The sequence below is a fragment of the Facilibium subflavum genome, assembly GCF_003574485.1.
Lineage (GTDB): Bacteria > Pseudomonadota > Gammaproteobacteria > Francisellales > Francisellaceae > Facilibium > Facilibium subflavum.
Map to the genome: position 1 here is coordinate 1 of NZ_QLIT01000179.1, position 17,730 is coordinate 17,730.

Here is a 17,730-nt window from a genome sequence, read left to right on the forward strand (position 1 = left end):
ATGAAGAGAGTGCCAATGATATGCTGCTTATACGTTCATTTTATAAGGCTGGGAGATGGCGAAACATTGAAGAAATGTCCTATGAAGGAGGATTGCAAGCAGCAGCCTAAATACCCACAAATTCCGAATGCGCCCTTGCTAATTTCATATCAAGGCTTTGACAGAACGCTTGTATTAGCGCATTTCTGCGTTTATTCCAACAGTTAAAATCACCGGCAATAATGACAGGGGCATTTGGGAAGTCCGCTAGATAGTCATAGATCTGTTGAATTTCTTCGGCATAAATACGTGAGTTTTTGAAGTTAATTGCATGCACGTTGATGATGATAAGCGGTGTTTCATCTGCAAAATAATAATGGCTGGCAAGACTTGATTTATGTGTTTTAAGTAAAAACTCCGTTTTTTTAGATAAAAGTTGTTGTGTGTGATGGGTGGTGATATTACTTGCGGTCATTACACCATAAGCATGGTGTTTAAGCTGTAAGTTTGCGGCAAAATGCAAACAAAACCCAGGTAGTGGAAATTCATTTTGATCAGTATGCTTTGCCTCTTGTAAGCAGAAAAATTTCACAGCGCAGGTACGATGAAGCTTATGGATAAAAGCATTAAATGCTTGTGGGTTTTTATGATTAATCTTGTAAATATTCCAACTGACAAGGGCGAATGTTTCAGGAACATAGGAAGCAGCTGGTGCCGATGTGCAGCTTTGAATAATGTTTTTTGGTCTTAACATAATTTATAATAAAGGCGATAGCAGTTTAACAAAGTTTTCACCGAATTTTCTCCCGCGGCTAGGCGTTTGCAGTTGATTGGTTGCACCTATTAGGAAAACGCTCATCCATTGGTGAATTTCATTAATAATCATATCATCATAAGCAAAGGTTACAATTTCATAATTCAGGAATAAGCTGCGGTTGTCAAGGTTTACTGAGCCTAGCATAACGGCTTTATCATCAAAAAGGACTGCTTTGGCATGAATCATTTGTTTTTCAAATAAAACCACTTCAACGCCGATTTTATGGAGTTGGCGCATGGAATTGCTTCTTGCAAGATCAGCGATTAAATGGTTAGAAATCTTTGGTGTAATAAGCTTAACATCAATACCGCGATAGTAAGCAATTTTTAATGCTTCAAGTAACGAGTCAGAAGGTACAAAATAGGGTGTCACGATCCAAATGCGTTTTTGTGCAGCATAGATGCCCGCAATAAGCGATTCATAAAGGGCATCAGCAACAATATCAGGGCCTGAGGGTACAACCTGTAACAAACTATTGCCAAAATGTTTGTCTTGACATAGATCTGATAATGCTGGAATTTTTTCTTTGGCAGCATATGCCCAGTCAGAAACAAAAATATTATGAAAATGACAAACGCTATGGCCTTGTATTTCAAACAAAAGATCTCCCCAGCGTTTCTCGCATAAAGAAGGTCCCATGTATTCATTGCCAAGGTTCATCCCGCCTGTTAATACAGTCTGGTTATCAAAAAGATAGATTTTGCGGTGGTTGCGGAAATTGATATAGTTTCGAAAAGGCATTTGTACAATCGGCATAAAAAAGCATACTTGCCCACTTGCCTTTTTAAGCTTTTTAAAAATTCGCTGATATAAAAAATACACCCGATAAGAACCTAAAGAGTCAATTAAGAGTTTAACCCTAACCCCGCTTTGTGCTTTTTGGGTTAACAGGTGCAAAAGTCTTAATGTTACTGAGTCTTTTTGAAATACATAGGTGCTCATATAAATCGTTTCACGGGCATTTTCAATATTTCTAATCAGCGCATCAAATGCCTTAATGCCATCAGTATACAGTTGAAAATTATTGTTACTGGTTGGTGCCGGGATACCTTGGTTTATCAAAACAGTGCGAATAGGGTGGGGTTTTGATTCATCGACATGATTAATGCGCCTTAACTCTGCAGTACTTTTATGTCGTGGACGTTTACGTTTTCGAATGCCAAAAATAAAATAGCAAGGTACGGCAATGTAAGGGATTAGTATGATTGCAAGAATCCAGGCGATCATGCTGGTTGGATTTTGCTTATCTGCAATCATATGGACAACGACGATTAAAATTAATATTTCACAAATGATTAAGAAAGTGTGTAGTTCTAAAAAATCAAAAATACTCATGAATATCCTTATGTAATACCCGTATTTTATTTTTGTCTGCATAATGCTTGGTAGCAGGACTCTTAGCGTATTATAGCAATTATTGATCACTTTGCGTTGGAGAAATTATAACGAAAAAACAAAAATCCATTAGCAGTGGCATAAAAAATCGTTACAATAACGCTAAATAAAAGGAATATTTTGGAACTGTTGTGAGAAAAACTGCTGTTTTACTATTAAACCTTGGTTCACCTCATAAGCCGGATAAAAAGCGTATAAAACGCTTTTTGTTAGAGTTTTTATCTGACAAGCGTGTAATAGAACGGCAAGGACTGTTATGGCAGATTATCTTACGAGGAATTATCTTAAATATTCGTCCGCGCAAATCAGCTAAAGCATATCAAAAAATCTGGCTTGAGAATGGTTATTCACCTTTAATTTATTATACACAAACGCTTGCAAGTAGACTCGATGATTTAATAAAAACAAAAGATCTAAACGTTTTTTATGCAATGCGTTATGGTGAGCCAAGCATTAAAAATGTATTAGATCAGCTTGATTGGAATATTTACCAGGATTTAATTGTGTTACCATTATATCCACAGTATTCAATGACCACCTCAGCAAGCTGCTTTGATGCAATTGCAGCGTACTTTAAACATAAAGCCATCATCCCTTCTTTGCACTTTATTGCGGATTATCATCAACATCCTGATTATATCAATGCAATTTCCCAGTCAATAAAACACCACCAGGCTTTGCATGGTCAGTCAGAGAAACTACTGTTTTCCTATCATGGTCTACCACAAAGCTATGTTGACAAAGGAGATCCCTATTATCAGCAGTGTTTAGTAACAACGAGACTAATTGCTGATAAGCTAGGCCTTGATCATGACCAATATCAAATGAGTTTTCAGTCACGTTTTGGCGCACAAAAATGGTTGACACCTTATACGGATAAGACGTTACTGGCATTTGCCCAAGAAGGGATTAAAAAGGTTCAGGTTGTCTGTCCTGGCTTTTCAGTTGATTGCCTTGAGACTTTAGAAGAAATTGCGATTGAGAACCGTCATGTATTTCTATCAAACGGCGGGGAGGATTACCAGTACATTCCTTGTTTGAATGATGCAGACAGTCATGTTAATTTATTAAAACAATTGTGTTGCTATTTGTGATTTTTAGGAACTTGCGTATAGTAATAGCCAAAAGCAAATAACTTTGAGGGATCAATATGTTTTTATCTAAGAAAAATCTGCTGTGTGCATTGCTGTTTTCTGCATTTGCACCTATGGCTGTTACTTACGCGAAACCTTCAGCAGATCAGCAAACTGCCAAATATAGTCATAAACAGGATCTTCAGTCTCCTGAAGGCTATTGGTTGCAATATAGCGATGATGGCAAAGGCCAGTCAATTATTCATGTGTATAAGGGTGCTGATAATAAGCTTGAAGGTAAGATTGTGGTGCCGTTTGTCAACGTTGTTGATGATAAGGTGCAAGTACCAGATGTGGCTTGTAAAAAATGTGGGAAAATTGATGAAAATGGTTATAAGGCAGATTATAGCAAATGGCCAAATAATCAGGTGCAGAATCTGAAAATTATGTGGGGCTTTGTTAAGGATGGCGAAAGTCAGGGCAAAATGGGTGCTGTTTATGACGATGGCTCGATTTTAGATCCAGCCAATGGAAAGGTTTATAGCTGTAAGATGTACACAGATGATTATGGTAAAAAGTTGCATGTTCGTGGCTATATTGGTTTTTCTTTATTTGGACGTACCCAGGTTTGGGAGCGAATGACAAAAGCACAAGCAAAAGAAGAGGTTGCTCGTTGCGGCTTAACCAAAGATAAAACCTATCCTTATGCAGATGCTTCGGGGAAAATTACCAATCAGTCTTTATGGGAAATATGCTCAAATATTAAAGTAAAAAAATAACAGGTTATGCTGAGTTTTCTCAAACAGAAAATATATCTAAGTATTGAAACGGGTATTGTTGCAATTATCTGTTATCTTGTTGGCGCATCGTTATCATTGAATTTACATCATTACCAATCGATTCTTGGTGGGTTTTGGTGCATGGTCAGTGCATTAACAATCCTGCAAGTCATGACACATGATGCCATAGAGGCTGCAAAACAAAGCTTTTATGGTGCTTGTATTGGCTCAACGGTTGCATTATTGGTCTGCCTGGTGGCAGGTTACCATTATTGGAGCATGGTGGTAGCCGTAACGATAAGTGTGTTTCTTACAATCTGTTTTGGCTTGTTAAGTTCGGTAAAAATGAGTAGCGCGAATGCTGGTCTTGTTGTTGCTCTGGGTTTATATTTTCCCAATTATTCTGCCTGGTTAAATGCGGGTTTACGTTTTTCAGAGGCGTTTACTGGGATCATGATTGCTTTGATATTCGTTGGGTTGAGTATCAAATTAAATATTCGTCAAAAGCCCAAAAAATACAGATGATACTTGATAAATAGATCAGCTTTAGACAAACTAATATCGCAAATAAAGAAAAAATTAACATAGGAGTCTTAATATAATGGAGCTTACAATTGAGAATAAAGCAGAAATTTTTGATGTGTTGAATCAAATATTAGAACATGAAATGGCAGGTGTTGTTCGCTATACCCATTATTCATTGATGATTATCGGCCATGGGCGGATCCCTATTGTCAGCTGGATGCGTGATCAAGCACAAGAAAGCTTGAATCACGCCACACAAGCCGGTGAAATGATTACGCATTTTGAGCAGCATCCTTCGTTAAAAATTGCGAAGCTAACCGAAACACACCGGCATAATATCGATGAAATTTTAAATGAAAGTTTAGAGCATGAACGTATATCATTAACTTTTTATCATAAACTTTTAAAGCTTTCCGAGGGTAAATCGGTTGTATTGGAAGAATACGCGCGCAGGCTTATTGTTGAAGAAGAAACGCATATCGGTGAAGTGGAGAAAATGCTGAGAAAGCCTTACTAACTGAAGTTACGCACTTTGCTGTTTTTGTATATTACGTCAAGGACTTCTCATTCATTTTGCCTTGTTGGTCACATAAATATTCTTAGAGCCGTCGCCAATAACGGTTGGGATCGTATGCAAAGGCTGATCTGATTGCAGAAAACTTAAAAGATAGCTTTTGGTTTTGGCCATAACTGCTTTAGACTCATAACGCTTATCACGTGGGTCCCCGCCAGGCGAGGACGACGAAGGATCGTCTTTTGGTTTTGGCCATAATTCTTTTAGGTTACCAAATAAGATATTTTAAAATCGTATGCCGATAAGTCACCAGATTTCAAGTACTTCAATAAATAACATCACGATTAATGTGAATAAAAAAGCGTTGGCAAGCAAAAAAGCCACAAGTCGTTGGATAAAGTCATTATAGGTTAAATGAATAATTGAATGAATGATTTTGAATACAACAAATAGCCAGCCCAGAACAAGTAAATAAGGAAGCTGCAAAAGCTGCTCATTGGAGATGATAATAATCGCGCAAACATAGAATAACACGGGGGTTTGAAAAAGATCATGCAAGTGTCGTGAAGTTACTTCAAGCCATGGTGCACGGTCTTTACGAAAGTCCATAATGACAAAGTCATGAAGTGAAATTTTCCCTTTGCGTAATGCATGCACGCAGGCAAAAACGTAAATAAAAATACCAATAATGCTTAGTAGCATCATTGACATAACAGGTACTGCCCAAGCGATTTTCATGTTTTTCCCTTATTTTTGCTGCATGCTTTCCCAGCGTTTTGGTGTGTATGTCTTCATTGCAATCGCATGTAATTCGCCTGATGCAATATATTTATCAATTGCTTGATAAACCATTTGTTGTTGTTTTACTTTGCTAAGCACATCATTAAAAGCTTCACTGATCACAATGGCATTAAAGTGAACGTTATCTTCTGTTTCAATAATTGCCTGGGTGTTAGGAAGTGAAGACTCAATAAGTGATTGTAGTTCTTGTGCTGTCATTTTTTACCTTCTTGCTATACGGTGAATTTGTTTAATAGTTTATCAACTCCATGAATACGGGCAAGTGAATTTAACTGCTTGCTTGGCAAATCTTTAAGTTGGAGTTTGATATCGTTTTGTTGGCAGGTGACGATGTTTTCAAGTATCCATGCAATCCCAGCACTATCAATATGATCCATGTTTTTAAAGCAGATAGATACCTGGTTTTGCCATTTTTTACGCGCATGTGTGCTTTCTGCCTCGACAGCGGCGGTTGTTTTAAAGCTTAATTGCCCATGTATTTCCCATTGCTCATTACTTTTGATCTGCAAGTTTGACATTTTTTGCCTCGATTGCTTTATTAATATCGTTTAGTGTTTTGTAGTTAGCAAACTGCTCTTTTAAATTGTTTAAAATACTAACCCCAGAGATTGAGACATCATATACTTTCCAACGGCCTTTCTTATCCTTCAATAAGTAAATACTTAAATCTGCCCCGCTGTTATCTTTCTCTATATTAATGATTTTACCATTTGCAATAATGATTTGTTTTTTCTTCCAACTATTATCGAGGAAGGGGTAAATTTTAATTTTATATTTGCCTGCCTGTGCGACATTTGTGGCATAAGTATCGACAAGCGTTTTTTTCATCAGATTAATAAATGCTTTTTGCTGTGCATGGCTTGCCTTCTTCCAGCGCTTACCGACAAGTAATTGAGCAATAATATCAGTCGCCAATACAGGCATGACTTGCTGGTCAATGATTTCAAGCAGTTTCTTAGGGTTTTTAGACAGCATTTTGCTTTCTTTGACAAGAAGGTTCTGTGTCGTGACTATTGAATCATTAAGCATGGTGATTGGGTCACTATCTTGCAGGCTTTTCTGTGTCTTACTCATCGTTTGTGTACTGTTTTTTGCCTTTGAATCATTGTCCTGCAGGCTTTTCTGTGTTTTACTCATTGCTTGTGTAGCAATTCTCCAGGGGCTCTGTAAGGTAGGTAAGCCAAGGCTTCCAAAAAAAAGTTTTCGCAAACTATTTTCTGGAGAATCTGTTAACCATAAGCTTTCAGAAAGATTTTTTCCGGGGGCTGCTATCGTTTGTGTACTGTTTTTTGCCTTTGAATCATTGTCCTGCAGGCTTTTTTGTGTCTTACTTATGGTTTGTTTACTGTTGTCTACCTTTGTTGGTGTTGTTTGATCGGCAATAGCAGTGGTGACAAGCAAAGTAGACATTGATAGTAAGAGGATTTTTTTTAGCATTATTTCTTCTCCTGTGACCCGGATACAAAGGTATTGATTAATGTATTTAGATTAATGGCTGAGCTGGTGTTTGCTAAATCGATGGTGCTGCCATTTTTAAGATATCCATTACTATATAGGTCAGGAAGGTTGATTTTAGCAGGCTCTAGGGCAACAAAGCTATCTCCTAATATACCGCTTGTCTGGATTGCAGCTGAGTAACTGCTTGGTATCTTATTATATTGTTCATTAATTGCTAAGATGACATTGGCATTAAATCCATTATAGCTACTTTGTAATGTGATATCTTGTACTGCGCCGACCTCAACACCTGCAATACGCACAGCAGCGCCTTTTCTTAAGCTGCCAATATCTTTAAATTCTGCGGTGATCTGGTAAGTTTTATTATTGATCTGCCCAACAGATAGGCCGCTGACTTTAAGCGCTAAAAAGGCCAGCGCCAATAGTGCAAATAAAACAAAAAGGCCAACAATAAACTCATATGATTTTTTATACATAATTTAAATCCCCTTAAACATAAGTGCTGTCATTAAAAAGTCTAGGCCTAAAATGGCTAAAGAAGCATAAACAACCGTTTTGGTTGTTGCTTTGGCAATGCCAGCGGAGTTTGCTTCACAGGTGAAGCCTTGATAAAGTGCAATAATTGCAATACCAAATCCAAAGACAACACTTTTAATAACACCATTTAATACATCCTGGTCAAATAATACAGAGGACTGCATATTTCCCCAAAAAGTACCATCGTATAACCCAAGTAGTTGCACGCCAATCAGGTATCCGCCAAAAATTGCAATGCTGCAGAAAAATAAATTTAAAACTGGAACGCTAATAACACAAGCCCAAAAGCGTGGTGCCAAGATGAAGCGAATAGGATCCACACCCATCATATTAAGGCTGGCTAATTGTTCTGTGGCTTTCATAAGACCAACTTCTGAGGTCAATGCACTTCCTGCACGTCCTGCAAACAACAAGGCAGTGACAACAGGTCCAAGTTCACGAATAACGCTTAAAGCAACCATTGGGCCAAGTCCTGATTCAGCACTGAATTTTGCCAGTGTATAAAAGCCTTGTAAGGCAAGAACAAAGCCGATGAATAGGCCAGAGACTAAGATAATAAGTACAGAGTTAACACCGATGGTATAAGTTTGTTGAAGAATCTGACGTATTTTGACACGGCCAAAAAATGTTTCCAAACTTAAGATCATTGCCTGCCCGATATCATTGGTTGCCTTAATAGAGCCATGGCCAAGCTTCTGGATTTGTTTTATTATCATCAGGATTTACCTTTATCTGCTAACATTTCTGCAAAAGTATCACTTGGGTAATCAAACGCAATTGGGCCGTCTGTTTCGCCATTTAAAAACTGGTGAATAAATGCATCACTGCTGTTTTTGACTTCTTTTGGTGTTCCAGCTGCAGCAATCGTTTTATTTGCGATTACAATCACATAATCGGCAATACTCAATGCTTCATCAATATCATGAGATACAATAATTGATGTCATGTTAAGCGCGTCATTAAGCTGCTTAATTAAGGTTAAGATTACATTAAAAGAAATTGGATCTTGACCGGTAAAGGGTTCATCATAAAGCATAATCTCAGGATCCAGAGCGATTGTGCGCGCTAAAGCAACGCGTCTTGCCATACCGCCTGACAGCTCACTTGGCATTAAATCAATGGCACCACGCAAGCCGACGGATTGAAGCTTCATCAACACAAGGTTATAAATAATGTTTTCTGGTAAATTGCTGTTTTGTCGCAAAGGAAAAGCAATATTGTCAAAAACCGACATCTGTGTAAATAAGGCGCCTGACTGGAATAAAACGCCCATTTTTTTTCGCAGTGCCAATAAATTGTGTTTGGATAGTTTACTTAAATCATTGTCTAAAACGCGAATTGTACCGCTTTGCGGTGAAATAAGCTTACCAATAAGATGCAAAAGCGTTGTCTTACCCGTGCCAGATGGGCCAAGGATTGCCGTAATTTTTCCTTTTGGAATCTCGCAGGATGCCTCTTTGAAGATGCACTTGTTGCCTCGAGAAAATGAAACTTTTTTAAGCGTGATCGCTGCGGAATCTGTTGTCATTATGATTTGGCTTGTTGGGCTTCGAATTCAGTTTTATCCGGTATGGTAACATTAAGTTCTAATACTGAGCAATCTCCTTGGTTATCTAGTGAGATTTTAATATCATCCTGTCCAACATGAATATATTTTTTGAGCACCTCTGTGATTTCTTTTTGCAGCTGTGCAATATATTCGGTTCTTTTATCTTTGCCAGCAAGCTCTGAACGTTGATGTGCTACGATGATCTGTAATCGCTCTTTTGCAATATTGGCACTGTTTTTTTCTGGTTTTCTTGCTTTAAAGTAATCTAAAAATCCCACGTTACTTTCCTCCAAACAGGCGTTTTAATAGACTTGGTTTTTCTACTTGAATAAAACGTAAGGGCTTATCCTGCCCTAAAAAGCGATCAATAGCATCCAGGTAAGCTTGCCCTGATTCACTATCTTGATATGCTGTGACAGGAACACCAGAGTTTGATGCTTGCAGTACGGTTTGTGATTCAGGGATAACGCCTAAAAGTGGAATGGATAGTACATCTTTAACATCATCAAGAGATAACATTTCACCTTGCATAACACGTTTGGGTGAATAACGGGTAATCAAAAGCGATGACTCAATGACACCACTGCCTTCTTTGGCTTTTTTTGTCTTACTGGCTAGAACGCCCAGGATTCTATCTGAATCACGAACCGAAGAGACTTCTGGGTTTGTGACGACAATTGCTTTATCTGCAAAATGCATTGCCATTAACGCGCCTTTTTCAATGCCTGCTGGTGAGTCACAGATAATATAATCAAATCGTGACTTAAGCTCGCCCATGATTTCTTCCAACGCTTCTTCACTTAGTGCGTCTTTGTCTCGTGTTTGTGAGGCAGGCAATATGAATAAATTGTCAGAACGTTTATCTTTGATTAATGTTTGATTAATATTAGACTCTTTGTTGATTAGACTGATTAAGTCATATACCACACGTCTTTCACAGCCCATAACAAGATCAAGGTTTCTCAAACCAACATCAAAATCAATAACAACCGTTTTAAAACCCTTCATTGCAAGGCCAAGTGCAATAGCGGCACTTGTCGTTGTTTTACCAACGCCACCTTTGCCTGATGTAATAACAACCGTTATTGCATTATTTTGCGTGGTGTTGTCTTTTTTATCTTGTGTTTTCTTGTCTTGTGCTTTTTTTTGTTCTTTGTTGCTCACAGAGATCACCTCGTATTGGAGTTAACTTGATTTTATGCATTAATTACTATAGCGGTGTAATAGCAATTGTACCGCCTTTTAGCTGTATTTGGTAGCCATTCTTATATGCTTGTTCATCTGGTGGACCGTCTTCAAATATCTTATATTGACCTGCAATAGAGACCAAATCTGCTTCGAGTTTCTGACAAAATATCCTGGCATTGGTGTCTCCATTTAATCCTGCAATTGCACGACCTCTAAGTGTGCCATAAACGTGAATATTGCCTGCAGCAAGTAACTCAGCACCTGGGCTGACGGAGGATAAAACAACAAGGTCACCATTTTGTGCAATGGCTTGTTGTCCAGAGCGAATGCGCGTGTCAATAATTCTGTTTTGTGGTTTTTCCTGTTGTGTATTACTTGTTTGGGGTGCTGGAATGTTCTTGCCTTCTTTAAAAACAGGAAATGATTCATCAATAAGTGCTTGCATGAGTGTCTTATTCTGGCAGCGGTAACCAACCGGCAAGAGCGTGTGTTTTTGTAATAAACTATTAAGTGCACGGACAAACTCAATATCAATGACTTTTTCAATCGTTTTAAGGTCAATCACCATTGGGGTATTATTAAAGAACTGTGGCGCCTGTTTTATTTTGACGGTGATTTGTTGCTCAAGTGTCTCTAAAGCGGTGCTTAAAACTTGAAGTACACTGAGAGTAAACAGGCTTCCTTTAATTTGGAAAGCAGCGCTCATGTGATAATTCCTTATTATTGTGTTATGTTGCAGTAGTTGCAATAAATATAAGCCATGGCGTTTTTATATCGAATATTGCTTGAATTATCAAGGTGAATTGTTGGATTATTCTATTTAAACGAAATAAAAATAATTGATTTATCGCACATGAGGCAAAGGCAACGCAAAATTTATGTAATAAACTATAGTTTATATGGTCTTTTGATGGGATTGTTTCTATGGGTTGCCATTGTAGGTGATCTTGGGTATTTATCCATAAAAACGCCAGTCAATGCAATGGTATTCTGGCATTACCACTTGGCAGTCCTGGTGGCAAGCGTGCTTGTTGGTGCATCACTTGGTATTGTTGGTGCAATATTGCAAGTAATGCTTAAAAACCCTTTAGCGGACGCCAGCGTGTTAGGGGTTTCTTCAGGCAGCCAGTTTTTTGGTATTGCCTTATTGATACTGTTTCAATACGTAAAGGTCGATAGTAATACGTTTGGCTTTTTTTTTATGGCATGCATATTAGGGGCAATGTCAGTTCTTGCGGTGTTTTTGCTGGTGTTATTACTGCAAAGCAAACTTAGTAACATTGCCGTGATTATTTTGTTGGGTGTTGGCATATCCGCGATTTTTAGTGCACTGACAGCACTTGTAATGAGCTTTAGTAATAGCGCGTTTTTGCAACAGGTCGTCATGTGGCAATTTGGCGGTTTTTCATCGGTAAGCTGGCCGCAAGATATATTACTGTTAGTTTGCTTGGTGATTTTCTTTGTGTTTGCCTATAAAAGGCATATGGTGTTTGATATGTTCGCGCTTGGTGAGAAGGAGGCTGTTTTGATGGGTGTGAATATCAAAATGCTATTTAGCGGTTTACTGATACTGCTTTCATTATTGATTGCAGCAACGGTTGCTATTGCAGGTCCGATTGGTTTTATTGGGCTGGTTTCACCACATATTGCCAGGATGCTGTTAAAGACAAATAAGATGTGGTATTTACTGCCTGCAAGTATGTGTGTTGGTGGCATTGTGATGCTTGTTTCACAATATATTGCAACAACGATTCTATATCCGCTTGTGATTCCCGTTGGTATTATTACCGCTTTGATCGGCGCGCCGTTTTTAATCGTATTGGTGGTAAAACAATTGTCAAAATAATTTATGAATGGGGTGAAATGCTTTTTAGCAGCAGATAGGTTTTTTTGCGTCAAAACAAAAAAGCCCCAGTCTTGGGGCTTATTAAATAGGGTCTGTAAGATAATTTATTTGATTTTTGCTTCTTTATACATCACGTGTTTGCGCGCAACAGGATCAAATTTTTTAATTTCCATTTTTCCTGGCATGTTACGCTTGTTTTTTGTTGTTGTATAAAAGTGACCTGTGTCAGCACTGGAAACCAGTCTTATTTTTTCACGCATGATTTTCTCCTGAAGTTAAAATGATTAAAACTTAACGCCACGTTCGCGTAAGTCAGCTAAAACACTATCAATGCCTTTTTTATCGATAATGCGCATGCCTTTCGCGCTAACACGCAAGCGTACAAAACGGTTTTCAGTAGCAACCCAGAAGCGGTGGGTGTGAAGATTAGGTAAAAAACGGCGTTTTGTTTTATTTTGTGCGTGTGACACATTGTTACCCGTTATAGGGCGTTTGCCAGTTACCATACAAACTTTAGACATCGTAATCCTCCAGTCATTTTTGTAATGTTATAATTATTAAATTCTCAAAGGCCAAATTTATATCAAAAAAACATCAAATTTGCAACTAAATCCTATAAAAGGATTCACAAATGGTATATTTGTCAGTTTCATTCTGGCACTATCAGAAATTTCCGCCGTATTCTAGCATCTATCATAAGAACAGGCAATTGTAATTTGTGATGTTATTGATCAAAAATCTTCAAAATAACGGTTTTTTATCGCATTTAAAGAAAACTTATCGTTTTAATAAATGATATTGACATGACAGCGAAGCTTAATTCGTTATACTGGTGTGATGTAAACCAAAAAGAGCGCTTTATGCAGATTCGAAAACTTGCTTTAGGGTGGGGGATTTGGCTGGTTGCGGCATTGTTCTATGCACTTGATTATTTCCAGCATACCGCACCAAGTGTTTTACTAAAACCCATTGCCTTATCTTTAAATGTTGAAGTAAATCAAATTGTCAGTATTATGGCGATTTATTTTCCAGTATATGCGATATCCCAGATCCCAGCAGGATTATTGTTGGATCGATTTGGCGCTCGATGGGTATTGTCGCTTTCTTGTTTACTAATGAGTTTGGGGCTATTGCTTTTTATTGCAGATCACACAATTTTATTTATGTGGCTAGGTCGTATCTTAGTTGCTGTTGGTTCGGCATTTGCTTTTTTAGGTGCGCTGAAAGTTGCCTCAGATGTTCTGCCTAAATCTGTTTTTCCTGTGGCGGTAGGGTTAACCAATACCATTGGCGTTTTAGGTGGTATCTTTGGCCAGATTTTATTAACTTATCTTATTCAAGCGCTTACCTGGCAGGGAGCTATATGGCTTATTGGTTATGTGGGCATTATTTTTTCATTTGTGATTTATCTGTGTGTCAGGCCGCGTCAGTTTATTGAAAAAGCAAACTATTCACGCAAGTTTTCCAAATCACACCTTTATGTGTTGAAATCAAAATATTTATGGTTTATTGCCATATATGCCGGCATCATGGTGGGTACGGTTGTGAACGCATTTTCAGAGTTATATGATGTTGTGTTCTTAGAATATACCTATAGCCTTGATGCACCAACTGCAGCAGCGATTAGTTCAATGATTTTTGCCGGTATTGCTGTTGGTGGACCTATCCACGGGATTATTAGTCGATTCACAGGGAAAAAGGCATGGATGGTGATCGCTAATATTGCAACCATTATCATCTTTAGTATGATTGTTTTGACACCTGGGCTGATGAGTCTTGGCATGCTTTATGTGTTTTACTTCTTTTTGGGCTTTTTTGTTTCAAGCATGCTGTTGGCGTTTGCCGTTGTTGATGATTTTTTTCCACCACAAGTCCATGGTACGGTGCTTGCAATTGTTAATATGACGATTGGTCTTGCAGCAGCTATTTTTCAACATTTGGTTGATTATGTTGGCAGCTGGATTAATGGTGGTGATATTAAAGTTATTCATAATCCCAATGTTTTTGCTTATGCTTTTCTTGTGTTGGTGATACCGTTATTTTTCAGTGCAATACTGCTTTGGTTTTCAGGTGGAAAAAAGGTAAGCAAACCTGCTTGACACGGTTTGACAAATCAAAGTAGCGGCGTATAGTTATCATTGAAATTTAATGGTTTACTATCAATAATGGAGATAAATAATGGCTCGAAAAAAAATTGCATTAATCGGTGCAGGTAACATTGGTGGAACACTGGCGCATTTAGCCCTTCTTAAAAACCTGGGCGATGTGGTTTTATTTGATATTGCAGAAGGCATACCACAAGGTAAAGCGCTTGATTTAGCGCAGACTTGCCCGGTTGAATGTACTGATGCCAGTGTGATTGGAACCAATGATTATGCGGATATTAAAGATGCGGATGTTGTGATTGTAACCGCAGGTGTGCCAAGAAAGCCTGGGATGAGTCGTGATGACTTGTTAGGCATTAACGCAAAAGTCATGAAGGCCGTTGGTGAAGGCATTAAAAACAACTGTCCAGATGCCTTTGTGATTTGCATTACAAATCCACTTGATATCATGGTTCGTATGCTTCAGCATTACTCAGGTATTGCCGATAATAAAATCGTTGGTATGGCAGGGGTGCTTGACTCTTCTCGCTTTAGGACATTTTTGGCCTGGGAGTTTGGCGTCTCAGTCCAGCAGGTTCAGGCCTATGTTATGGGGGGCCATGGTGACACGATGGTGCCATTAACGGGCATGAGTAACATTGCGGGTGTTTCATTGGATAAACTGGTTGAAAAAGGCAAGATTTCGGCTAAACGCCTGGAAGAGATTGTTGATCGCACACGTAAAGGTGGTGGTGAAATCGTTGGACTTTTAAAAACAGGTTCTGCCTTTTATGCACCGGCAACCTCTGGTATACAAATGGCAGAGAGCTACTTATTAGATAAGGGCATGATTCTACCTTGTGCAACAAAAGTCAAAAAAGGCATGTATGGCCTTGATGAAGACTTGTTTGTCGGTGTGCCAACAAAGATCACAGCACAAGGCGTTGAACCTTTAGAGGTGGATATCACAGACAAAGAAAGACAGCAATTGCAAGTATCTATTGATGCGGTAAAAGAGCTTAATGCTGCCGCTGATAAGTTGATGTAAATTATTGTTTTCAGCCAAAAAAGCCAAGTTTACGGATTAAGGGAGATAGTGAGCTGATAGTTTTATGAACACTTATGTCGAACTCACGTTAACATATAATCACGCTGTCATCAATGTGTAATTCCTAAGAAAGATCAAAACGTCCGATGTTATTTGTCCCTGTTTACTTTTGTTTTTGATCTGTAGTAATTTTTTTGAAGTGTTTTTGTAGAGCACTAGCGTTAAGACAAGACAGAGGAGTATCGTTAAGTGGATATTAAAGAAAAAGAAGCTGTAGAACTTCTACAGAAAGAAGAGGTTGAGGTGACAGGGGATATTTATCAGTTGCTTTCAAGTTATCAAGACCCAGGTGGTTTGGCTTGTGGACTAATTGTTATGCATCGATAAGGGGTGTTAACACAACCTTATGTTGATTTGCTTGTTCGGCACCAAAAGCCAGAAGAATTGGCTTGTGGGTTCGTTTTTTTGCATGGAGAAAAAATATTACAAGACTATGCTGGTTTGCTTGTCCAGTATCAGGATCCAGTGGCGTTGGCTTTTGGGTTAACCCATTTGCATCAAGAAGGGATGTTAACACAATATTATGCTGGTTTGCTTGTACAGCACCAGGATCCAGTGAAGTTGGCTTTGGGATTAACCCATTTGCATCAAGAAGGGATGTTAACACAATATTATGCTGGTTTGCTTGTCAAGCACCAAAAACCACATGATTTGGCTTTTAACTTCTCTGGCTTGCATCAAGAAGGGATATTACAAGATTATGCTGAGTTGCTTGTCCAGCACCAAAAGCCAGAGCATTTGGTTAGTGGATTAACTGAACTGCATCGCGCAGGGGTATTAACACAAGAGTATGCTGAGTTGCTTTTCCAGCACCAAAAGCCGAAGGGTTTGACTCGTGGGTTAACCTATCTGCGTTTTGCAGGGATATTACAAGATTATGCTGGTTTGCTTTTCCAGCACCAAAAGCCAGCGCATTTGGCTAATGGGTTAACTAAACTGCATTTTGCAGGGATATTACAGGCTTATGCTGGTTTGCTTGTCCAGCACCAAAAGCCAGCGCATTTGGCTCGTGGGTTAACCTATCTGCATTTTGCAGGGATATTACAAGTTATGCTGAGTTGCTTGTCCAGCGCCAAAAACCACATGATTTGTCTAGTGGGTTAACTAAACTGCATTTTGCAGGGATGTTAACACAAGATTATGCTGAGTTGCTTTTCCAGCACCAAAAGCCAGCGCATTTAGCTGACGGATTAATTAACCTGCGTCGCGCAGGGATATTACAAGATTATGCTGGTTTGCTTTTCCAGCACCATAAGCCTCATGATTTGGCTTATGGATTAACTCATCTGCATCGCTCAGGTATATGTACACAAGAGAACATAAAAGCGATATGTGAGACTGCTCAAGTCTCATCTGAGATTTTTGCGCGATGTATTGTAAAATTAAGTGATATCGAGCAAAACAACAATCACACTAGGGAGATTGTGCTATTTACGCTTGAGCATGCTTCTCGCCATTCTGATCAGGAGGTAATGCGCTTTGTTGACCAAGGGATAACAGCAGATGTGCTTGATAGCATCTCAAAAGAATTTTACCAGCAGCAATTCGCGACTCACCAAGTACTGCAGCATTATGAAGGGTATCATGATGCAGCGAGCTTAGTTTGGGATTTTCGTTCGAGTACATCATTGCATGATCAGACAACTTGTGAGCAGGGAAATGATATATTTCATGCTCAAGGTGTGGGTGATTATATAGATGAAAGTGATCTGGTTGCATAACTTTAAGTAACGTGAGTTCGATATAAAAGATTAAAAAGCGTGCATAAATATACTGTGATGAGGTTGAAATTTTTTTCTCCAAAAGGTATTTCTGGAGCTGAAAACAAAAAAACCAACCTCATGGAGCGTTATGCTAGGTTCTGTGAACCAATTTTTTTACCGCATCCAAATCAAACTCCCAGAAAAGTTTAAAAATCCACTAAAACTGATTATTGTTTTATCAAATCTTGAAAAAACTCTACGAAAGTGCTTCAGCTTCGAAAAGAAACATTCAATCAAATGCCTTTCTTTGTAAATTTCCTTATCATACTCATGCGGCTCTTTTGCATTACTTCTTGGTGGGATGACTATATTAC

General features: G+C 38.5%; 24 protein-coding genes and 1 pseudogene. 10 read left to right on the forward strand and 15 right to left on the reverse strand.

The annotated features are described in order from the left end of the window. Nucleotides 1-106 precede the first annotated feature (106 nt). Together DNK84_RS10360 and DNK84_RS10365 are read right to left on the reverse strand one after the other, a co-directional pair. Nucleotides 107-733, reverse strand: a complete 627-nt coding sequence (locus DNK84_RS10360) for an endonuclease/exonuclease/phosphatase family protein (protein WP_119344441.1) — start codon at nt 731-733, stop codon at nt 107-109. Between the two features lie 3 nt (nt 734-736). Then, nucleotides 737-2,131: a phospholipase D-like domain-containing protein gene (locus DNK84_RS10365; RefSeq protein WP_162902380.1), complete on the reverse strand. Its 1,395-nt coding sequence runs from the start codon at nt 2,129-2,131 to the stop codon at nt 737-739. A gap of 191 nt (nt 2,132-2,322) precedes the next feature. Here DNK84_RS10365 and hemH point away from each other — a divergent pair, with 191 nt between their 5' ends. From hemH to DNK84_RS10385, 4 genes are all read left to right on the forward strand, one after another. Continuing rightward, nucleotides 2,323-3,285 (forward strand): ferrochelatase, encoded by a 963-nt coding sequence (gene hemH, locus DNK84_RS10370; protein WP_119344443.1) that lies wholly within the window; start codon nt 2,323-2,325, stop codon nt 3,283-3,285. A gap of 56 nt (nt 3,286-3,341) precedes the next feature. Next, a complete protein-coding gene (locus tag DNK84_RS10375) occupies nt 3,342-4,043 on the forward strand; it encodes a DUF2147 domain-containing protein (protein ID WP_119344444.1) in 702 nt (233 codons plus the stop codon). A 6-nt stretch (nt 4,044-4,049) separates the two neighbouring features. Continuing rightward, complete coding sequence (locus tag DNK84_RS10380) at nt 4,050-4,568, forward strand: FUSC family protein (protein WP_119344445.1); 519 nt, start codon at nt 4,050-4,052, stop codon at nt 4,566-4,568. Nucleotides 4,569-4,644: 76 nt separating this feature from the next. Further along, on the forward strand, nt 4,645-5,085 hold the full coding sequence (locus DNK84_RS10385) for a ferritin-like domain-containing protein (RefSeq protein ID WP_119344446.1): 441 nt from the start codon (nt 4,645-4,647) through the stop codon (nt 5,083-5,085). A 303-nt stretch (nt 5,086-5,388) separates the two neighbouring features. On the opposite strand, the gene DNK84_RS10390 is transcribed toward DNK84_RS10385, so the two are convergent. From DNK84_RS10390 to minC, 10 genes are all read right to left on the reverse strand, one after another. Beyond that, nucleotides 5,389-5,820 (reverse strand): MAPEG family protein, encoded by a 432-nt coding sequence (locus DNK84_RS10390; RefSeq protein ID WP_119344447.1) that lies wholly within the window; start codon nt 5,818-5,820, stop codon nt 5,389-5,391. A 9-nt stretch (nt 5,821-5,829) separates the two neighbouring features. Next, nucleotides 5,830-6,081, reverse strand: coding sequence for a BolA family protein (locus DNK84_RS10395; RefSeq protein WP_119344448.1), 252 nt, complete (start codon nt 6,079-6,081; stop codon nt 5,830-5,832). 14 nt (nt 6,082-6,095) lie between these two features. Beyond that, complete coding sequence (locus DNK84_RS10400; RefSeq protein ID WP_119344449.1) at nt 6,096-6,401, reverse strand: STAS domain-containing protein; 306 nt, start codon at nt 6,399-6,401, stop codon at nt 6,096-6,098. Further along, nucleotides 6,376-7,320, reverse strand: coding sequence for an MlaC/ttg2D family ABC transporter substrate-binding protein (locus DNK84_RS10405; protein WP_119344450.1), 945 nt, complete (start codon nt 7,318-7,320; stop codon nt 6,376-6,378). Before DNK84_RS10405 ends, DNK84_RS10400 begins: the two co-directional genes overlap by 26 nt. Continuing rightward, entirely contained in the window at nt 7,320-7,817 is a 498-nt protein-coding gene (gene mlaD, locus DNK84_RS10410; protein WP_119344451.1) for an outer membrane lipid asymmetry maintenance protein MlaD, read from the reverse strand. The genes DNK84_RS10405 and mlaD overlap by 1 nt, the downstream gene beginning before the upstream one ends. A 3-nt stretch (nt 7,818-7,820) precedes the next feature. Beyond that, the gene (gene mlaE, locus DNK84_RS10415) at nt 7,821-8,594 is read right to left on the reverse strand and encodes a lipid asymmetry maintenance ABC transporter permease subunit MlaE (protein ID WP_119344452.1); all 774 of its coding nucleotides are present in this window, start codon (nt 8,592-8,594) and stop codon (nt 7,821-7,823) included. Continuing rightward, entirely contained in the window at nt 8,594-9,406 is an 813-nt protein-coding gene (locus DNK84_RS10420) for an ABC transporter ATP-binding protein (protein ID WP_119344453.1), read from the reverse strand. Before DNK84_RS10420 ends, mlaE begins: the two co-directional genes overlap by 1 nt. Continuing rightward, a complete protein-coding gene (gene minE / locus DNK84_RS10425) occupies nt 9,406-9,705 on the reverse strand; it encodes a cell division topological specificity factor MinE (protein ID WP_119344454.1) in 300 nt (99 codons plus the stop codon). The genes DNK84_RS10420 and minE overlap by 1 nt, the downstream gene beginning before the upstream one ends. A gap of 1 nt (nt 9,706) precedes the next feature. Then, a complete protein-coding gene (gene minD, locus DNK84_RS10430) occupies nt 9,707-10,513 on the reverse strand; it encodes a septum site-determining protein MinD (RefSeq protein ID WP_119344462.1) in 807 nt (268 codons plus the stop codon). Nucleotides 10,514-10,637: 124 nt separating this feature from the next. After that, complete coding sequence (minC, locus tag DNK84_RS10435; protein WP_119344455.1) at nt 10,638-11,321, reverse strand: septum site-determining protein MinC; 684 nt, start codon at nt 11,319-11,321, stop codon at nt 10,638-10,640. Between the two features lie 204 nt (nt 11,322-11,525). Between minC and DNK84_RS10440 the strand changes: the two genes are divergently transcribed. Further along, nucleotides 11,526-12,461, forward strand: a complete 936-nt coding sequence (locus DNK84_RS10440) for a FecCD family ABC transporter permease (protein WP_162902381.1) — start codon at nt 11,526-11,528, stop codon at nt 12,459-12,461. A 104-nt stretch (nt 12,462-12,565) separates the two neighbouring features. On the opposite strand, the gene rpmG is transcribed toward DNK84_RS10440, so the two are convergent. Continuing rightward, a complete protein-coding gene (gene rpmG, locus DNK84_RS10445; RefSeq protein WP_119344457.1) occupies nt 12,566-12,721 on the reverse strand; it encodes a 50S ribosomal protein L33 in 156 nt (51 codons plus the stop codon). A gap of 24 nt (nt 12,722-12,745) precedes the next feature. After that, the gene (rpmB, locus tag DNK84_RS10450; RefSeq protein ID WP_119344458.1) at nt 12,746-12,982 is read right to left on the reverse strand and encodes a 50S ribosomal protein L28; all 237 of its coding nucleotides are present in this window, start codon (nt 12,980-12,982) and stop codon (nt 12,746-12,748) included. Between the two features lie 339 nt (nt 12,983-13,321). Here rpmB and DNK84_RS10455 point away from each other — a divergent pair, with 339 nt between their 5' ends. The 5 genes from DNK84_RS10455 to DNK84_RS10470 all read left to right on the forward strand — a co-directional run bounded on the left by DNK84_RS10455 (nt 13,322) and on the right by DNK84_RS10470 (nt 17,374). Further along, nucleotides 13,322-14,560, forward strand: a complete 1,239-nt coding sequence (locus tag DNK84_RS10455) for an MFS transporter (protein WP_119344463.1) — start codon at nt 13,322-13,324, stop codon at nt 14,558-14,560. Nucleotides 14,561-14,639: 79 nt separating this feature from the next. After that, nucleotides 14,640-15,593 carry a malate dehydrogenase gene (gene mdh / locus DNK84_RS10460; RefSeq protein WP_119344459.1) on the forward strand — a complete coding sequence of 318 codons (954 nt, stop codon included), beginning with the start codon at nt 14,640-14,642 and terminating at the stop codon, nt 15,591-15,593. 249 nt (nt 15,594-15,842) lie between these two features. Then, nucleotides 15,843-15,980, forward strand: a complete 138-nt coding sequence (locus DNK84_RS14415; protein WP_162902382.1) for a hypothetical protein — start codon at nt 15,843-15,845, stop codon at nt 15,978-15,980. A 3-nt stretch (nt 15,981-15,983) separates the two neighbouring features. Then, nucleotides 15,984-16,757, forward strand: coding sequence for a hypothetical protein (locus tag DNK84_RS10465; protein ID WP_119344460.1), 774 nt, complete (start codon nt 15,984-15,986; stop codon nt 16,755-16,757). A gap of 20 nt (nt 16,758-16,777) precedes the next feature. Next, complete coding sequence (locus DNK84_RS10470; RefSeq protein WP_119344461.1) at nt 16,778-17,374, forward strand: hypothetical protein; 597 nt, start codon at nt 16,778-16,780, stop codon at nt 17,372-17,374. 156 nt (nt 17,375-17,530) lie between these two features. On the opposite strand, the pseudogene DNK84_RS10475 reads toward DNK84_RS10470, so the two are convergent. Beyond that, nucleotides 17,531-17,730 (reverse strand): annotated as a pseudogene (locus DNK84_RS10475) (IS5/IS1182 family transposase); the annotation flags it as partial.

Bases quoted from the DNA above. Each gene is read 5' to 3' on its own strand.
- DNK84_RS10360 (WP_119344441.1), bottom strand. From the start codon at position 733: ATGTTAAGACCAAAAAACATTATTCAAAGCTGCACATCGGCACCAGCT.
- DNK84_RS10365 (WP_162902380.1), bottom strand. From the start codon at position 2,131: ATGAGTATTTTTGATTTTTTAGAACTACACACTTTCTTAATCATTTGT.
- DNK84_RS10375 (WP_119344444.1), top strand. From the start codon at position 3,342: ATGTTTTTATCTAAGAAAAATCTGCTGTGTGCATTGCTGTTTTCTGCA.
- DNK84_RS10380 (WP_119344445.1), top strand. From the start codon at position 4,050: ATGCTGAGTTTTCTCAAACAGAAAATATATCTAAGTATTGAAACGGGT.
- DNK84_RS10385 (WP_119344446.1), top strand. From the start codon at position 4,645: ATGGAGCTTACAATTGAGAATAAAGCAGAAATTTTTGATGTGTTGAAT.
- DNK84_RS10390 (WP_119344447.1), bottom strand. From the start codon at position 5,820: ATGAAAATCGCTTGGGCAGTACCTGTTATGTCAATGATGCTACTAAGC.
- DNK84_RS10395 (WP_119344448.1), bottom strand. From the start codon at position 6,081: ATGACAGCACAAGAACTACAATCACTTATTGAGTCTTCACTTCCTAAC.
- DNK84_RS10400 (WP_119344449.1), bottom strand. From the start codon at position 6,401: ATGTCAAACTTGCAGATCAAAAGTAATGAGCAATGGGAAATACATGGG.
- DNK84_RS10405 (WP_119344450.1), bottom strand. From the start codon at position 7,320: ATGCTAAAAAAAATCCTCTTACTATCAATGTCTACTTTGCTTGTCACC.
- mlaD (WP_119344451.1), bottom strand. From the start codon at position 7,817: ATGTATAAAAAATCATATGAGTTTATTGTTGGCCTTTTTGTTTTATTT.
- mlaE (WP_119344452.1), bottom strand. From the start codon at position 8,594: ATGATAATAAAACAAATCCAGAAGCTTGGCCATGGCTCTATTAAGGCA.
- DNK84_RS10420 (WP_119344453.1), bottom strand. From the start codon at position 9,406: ATGACAACAGATTCCGCAGCGATCACGCTTAAAAAAGTTTCATTTTCT.
- minC (WP_119344455.1), bottom strand. From the start codon at position 11,321: ATGAGCGCTGCTTTCCAAATTAAAGGAAGCCTGTTTACTCTCAGTGTA.
- DNK84_RS10440 (WP_162902381.1), top strand. From the start codon at position 11,526: ATGGGATTGTTTCTATGGGTTGCCATTGTAGGTGATCTTGGGTATTTA.
- rpmG (WP_119344457.1), bottom strand. From the start codon at position 12,721: ATGCGTGAAAAAATAAGACTGGTTTCCAGTGCTGACACAGGTCACTTT.
- rpmB (WP_119344458.1), bottom strand. From the start codon at position 12,982: ATGTCTAAAGTTTGTATGGTAACTGGCAAACGCCCTATAACGGGTAAC.
- DNK84_RS10455 (WP_119344463.1), top strand. From the start codon at position 13,322: ATGCAGATTCGAAAACTTGCTTTAGGGTGGGGGATTTGGCTGGTTGCG.
- mdh (WP_119344459.1), top strand. From the start codon at position 14,640: ATGGCTCGAAAAAAAATTGCATTAATCGGTGCAGGTAACATTGGTGGA.
- DNK84_RS10470 (WP_119344461.1), top strand. From the start codon at position 16,778: ATGTTAACACAAGATTATGCTGAGTTGCTTTTCCAGCACCAAAAGCCA.